Annotated in this window: 3 protein-coding genes; all 3 read left to right on the top strand. The window is 74.6% G+C overall.

The genetic code is table 11. The annotated features are described in order from the left end of the window. Window positions 1-183: 183 nt before the first annotated feature. The 3 genes from V7067_RS13295 (at window position 184) to V7067_RS13285 (ending at window position 4,434) form a co-directional block, all read left to right on the top strand. Window positions 184-1,953, top strand: a complete 1,770-nt coding sequence (locus V7067_RS13295; RefSeq protein WP_334176386.1) for an iron ABC transporter permease — start codon at window positions 184-186, stop codon at window positions 1,951-1,953. Between the two features lie 177 nt (window positions 1,954-2,130). Continuing rightward, window positions 2,131-3,288, top strand: coding sequence for a hypothetical protein (locus V7067_RS13290; protein WP_334176385.1), 1,158 nt, complete (start codon window positions 2,131-2,133; stop codon window positions 3,286-3,288). 123 nt (window positions 3,289-3,411) lie between these two features. Next, window positions 3,412-4,434 (top strand): site-specific tyrosine recombinase XerD, encoded by a 1,023-nt coding sequence (locus V7067_RS13285; protein ID WP_334176384.1) that lies wholly within the window; start codon window positions 3,412-3,414, stop codon window positions 4,432-4,434. Window positions 4,435-4,530: the final 96 nt, after the last annotated feature.

Here is a 4,530-nt window from a genome sequence, read left to right as displayed (position 1 = left end):
AGGAACCGCACGACGAGACCCCGGGGGGCCGCGGGGCCGGATGTCTTTTCCGGTCGCCGCCGGCAGGCCGCGATTGACTTTGCCGGGGCCGCGCGCCTAAGCCGGACGAACCGCTCCGTTCCGTTCCCGTGGTTCCGTCATCCTGTGCGGCCCGGCCGCTGTGGCCGGCAGGGAGAATTCGCCTTGGCCCCTGCGCCCCCCTCCGCTCCGGCTCCCCTCTCCGCTGCAGGTTCTGCCGCCACGCCGCGCCCGGCCCCCGCGGCCCCGGCCCGGCGGCGGCGCGACCGGGGCTGGAGGCTGGCCGTCGCCGGGCTCGCGGCCGCGGCACTGGCGCCGCTCATCGCGCTGTTGTGGCTGGCCATGCAGCCCTCCGGCGATGTCTGGTCGCATCTGGCATCGAGCGTGCTGCCGCGGGCGGTCGGGGCCACGGCGCTGCTGATGGCCGGCGTCGGCGTGCTGACCGGCATCATCGGCGTCGGCGCTGCATGGGCGGTGACCATGTATCGCTTTCCCGGCAGCCGGGTGCTGGACTGGGCGCTGCTGCTGCCACTGGCGGTGCCGACCTACATCGTCGCTTTCGCCGCGGTGGAGGTGTTCGACTATTCCGGCCCGGCGCAGATGGCGCTGCGCGCCGTCACGGGCCTGAGCGGCCGCATGCTGCCGGATATCCGCTCGCTCGGCGGGGCGGTGGCCGTGATGAGTTTCGTGCTCTACCCCTATGTCTATCTGAGCGCGCGGGCGAGTTTTCTCATGCAGTCGTCGGCGGCGCTGGAGGTGGCGCGCACGCTGGGAGCGGGACCGCTGCGGCTGTTCCTGACGGTCGCGCTGCCGCTGGCCCGCCCGGCGGTGGCGGTGGGCATCTCGCTGGCGCTGATGGAAACCGTCAACGATATCGGCGCGGTGCAATATCTGGGCGTGCGCACCCTGACGGTCTCCGTCTACGACACCTGGCTGAACCGCGGTTCGCTGCCCGGCGCGGCGCAGATCGCCGTCACCATGCTGGCGGCGATGTTCGCGCTGGTGGCGGTGGAACGCATCGCCCGGCGGCGCCAGCGCTTCCACGCCGGCATCCGCAATGCCGCGGTGGTGCCGCGCCCGCTGCCGCCCCGCCGCGGCCTGCTGGTGGCGGGCCTGTGTGCCCTGCCGGTGCTGCTGGGCTTCGTGCTGCCGGCCGCGGTGCTGGTGCGGGCGGCGCTGCGGCGGCTCGATCAGGCCGCCGATCCGGCCCTTGCCGCGGCGGCCCTGCATTCCCTCGGCCTCGCCGCGGTGGCCGCCGTGCTGACGGTTGCCGCCGGGGCGGCCATCGCCTATGCGCTGCGGCTGCGGGCCGGGCGGGTGATGCGGCTGGCCGCCGCCCTCGCCTCCATCGGCTATGCCATGCCGGGCACGGTGCTGGCAGTCGGCATCCTGCTGCCGCTCAGCGGGCTCGATGCCATGCTGGCCCGCTTCCTGCGCGATCAGTTCGGCCTTGCCGCCGGTCTGGTGCTGGCCGGCTCCGGGGCCGGGCTGGTCTATGCCTATTGCGTGCGCTTTCTGGCGGTTTCCGCCGGCACGCTGGAAACCGGGCTCGGCCGGCTGTCGCCGCATCTCGACATGGCCGCCCGCACCCTCGGCCGCACGGCCGGCGGTGCGCTGCGCGATGTGCTGGTGCCGCTGCTGCGCCCCTCGCTGGCAACCGCCGGGCTGATCGTGTTCGTCGAGGCCATGAAGGAGCTGCCGGCGACGGTGCTGCTGCGCCCGTTCAACTTCGAAACGCTGGCGACCGTGGTGTTCAACGCCGCCTCGCAGGAGCGCTTCGAGAACGGCGCGCTGGCGGCGCTGGCGATCGTCGCCGCGGGGCTCGTTCCCGTGGTGGTGCTGGCGCGGGCGAGCGTCGCCGGCCGTGCCCGGATGCCCGGTGCGGACGGCGAGGCCGCAGCCGCCGGCCCGGCGCCGGCACCGGCCGCGGTCTGACGCCGCAGGCTGCGACAGCGGCCGGGGGTCCAATTCTCGCCACGGCCGCCCGCTAAACGGACCCGAACGATGCCGGCCGCCCCTGCGGCGCCGGCCCCTTCCCTTCCGCCCGGCGGCGGTACCATTCCGCAGAACGGCAGCCCCCGGGCTGCCGGCCGCCATCAGGAGGCTGGCGCCATGGCCGACACATTCCCCCAGCAGACCCGCGGTCATACGCCGGGCTATCGCTGCAGCGAATGCGGCGAGTTGCTGTTCACCGCACCGCGCCGGTGCCCGCATTGCGGCGCCGTCGATTCCGCCGTGCCGCTGCCCGCGCGCCCGGCCCCGCAGCGCCCGGCGATGCCGGACACCGACGACCTCGACCCCGCCGCGCCGGAGCCGGCCGCCGCCCCGCCCCCGCGGGCACGCGATCTGCCCGCGCCGGACAGGGGACAGCAGGACCCGCTCTCACAGGGTCTGCTTTCACAAGACCCGCTCTCACGAGGCCCGCTCTCCCGCGATCTGCCCACACCGGGCCGGCCGGCCGCCGATCTGCCCGCCCCCGGCCGGCCGGCCGCCGCGCTGCTGCCGCGCGCCACGCCGGCCCCCGCGGCCCCGGAACCGCGGGTGCTGCACCAGAGTGCGCCGCCGGCCGCCCCCCGCGTTGCCGCGGCCGCACCGCCGCAGGAGCCGCGCCCGGTGCCGCCGGAGCACCGCCGCTTCGCCCGCCCGGGCAATGCCGCCGATGAACCGGTTCTGCCGCCGCAGCCGGGCTTCTTCCTGAAGCCCGCCGTCCCGGCCCCGGGCGCGCCGGAGACACCCGCTGCCGACCCTGCGGGGCCGGCCGTGCCGCCCCCCGGAGCGGGCGGACCGGGTTTTCCCGCCGCCGCCTCGCTCGATGCCATCGGGCGCCATATGGGCCGCAGCGTCGCCCCCTTTCCGGCACAGGACGCGGACGACGTGCTGCTGCCGCCGGACGAGCCGCGGCCGGCCGCATCCCGGCGGCGCGGCGGCCTCGGCGCGACCCTTCTGGTGGGGGTGCTCGGCATCGGCGCCCTGATCGGCGGCTGGCTGTGGCTGACCGGGCGCCCCGCCGGCCACCCGGTTTCCGTCGCCGGCAGCCCGGTTTCCGTCGCCGGCAGCCCGGTCTGGCAGAGCGTGGACATTCAGGGCGCCCTCGGTGCCGGCGGACAGGCCGTCATCACCGCCGATGCTCCGTTCCGGGTGCGCGTCGACGGCACGGTCTATTCGATCACCGATGCCGAAGGCGTGGTGCTGCCCCTTGCCGGCGCCCGGCAGGTGGAAGTGCGCGCTATCGGCCCGCACGCCGGCATCACCATCACGCCCGCCCGCTGACCCCCGGCGCGCCGGGCCGGGGCTGGAAAGCCGCCGCCCCATCGGCGATGATGCGCCCCGCCTGCGGAACGGCCGGGACAGCAACGGCAAGACGGGACGGGACAGGACAGGAACGACAGCCCGATGCGCGGTGCGCACCATCTGGAAGCCTTTCTGGAGATGATGAGCGTGGAGCGCGGCGCCGCCGCCAACACGCTCGCCGCCTATCGCCGCGATCTGGAAGATTTCGGCGCCTTCCTCGCCGCCCGCGACAAGGCCCTGAACGAGGCCGGGCAGGACGATCTTTCCGCCTATCTCGCCGGCCTGAAGGCGCAGGAACTGGCCGCCACCACGCAGGCGCGCCGGCTTTCCGCCCTGCGCCGCTTTCACCGCTTTCTCTATGGCGAGGGCGTGCGGCCGGACGATCCGACCGGTCTGGCGGAGGCGCCGAAGAAGCGGCGCGCCCTGCCCAAGGTGCTGTCGGCGGAAGAGGTGGTGGCCATGCTCACCGTCGCCGCGCGCGAGGCCGGGCGGACGGAGCTTTCGCCGGTCAGGCGCATGGCGGCGGCGCGGCTGGTGGCGCTGATCGAGATCGCCTATGCCACCGGCCTGCGCGTGACCGAACTGGTCGGGCTGCCGGCCTCTGCCGCCCGGCCGGGCCTGCGCGTCATGACCGTGCGCGGCAAGGGCAACAAGGAACGCATCGTGCCCCTCAGCGACCGCGCCCGGGCCGCCATCGCGGTCTATGTGGCGCTCAGGGACGGGCTGGAGCGCGGGGATGGCAAGTTCCTGTTCCCGGCCGATTCGGAAAGCGGCCACCTGACCCGGCAGAGCTTCGGCCGCGACCTGAAATGGGTGGCGGTCGCCGCCGGCCTGCCGCCGGAAAAGGTCTCTCCCCACGTGCTGCGCCATGCCTTCGCCAGCCACCTGCTGGCCGGCGGCGCCGATCTGCGCATCGTGCAGGCCCTGCTCGGCCATGCCGACATCGCCACCACCGAGATCTACACCCACGTGCTGGATACCCGGCTGACCGAACTGGTGCAGGAGCACCACCCCCTCGCCCATCCGCAGCCCGCCCGCCCGCAGCCCGTCCTCCCGGCCGACGCTGCCGGCGACGACCGGCAAAGGACGCCGGCGGCCGGCGAAAAGGGCGCCGGCGGCCGGTGACGGCCGGCCGTTTTCTGATAAGAAAAAGTCCAGAACCGCGGATGCAGCCGGCTCGCCGGCTGCCAGACAAAGATTCATGGCGATGACGGGCGAGAT

Source organism: Pseudoxanthobacter sp. (genome assembly GCF_036822375.1).
Classification (GTDB): Bacteria; Pseudomonadota; Alphaproteobacteria; order Rhizobiales; family Segnochrobactraceae; genus Pseudoxanthobacter.
The sequence above is the reverse complement of the archived record's forward strand: the minus strand, read 5'-3'. Positions and strand labels throughout refer to the sequence as shown.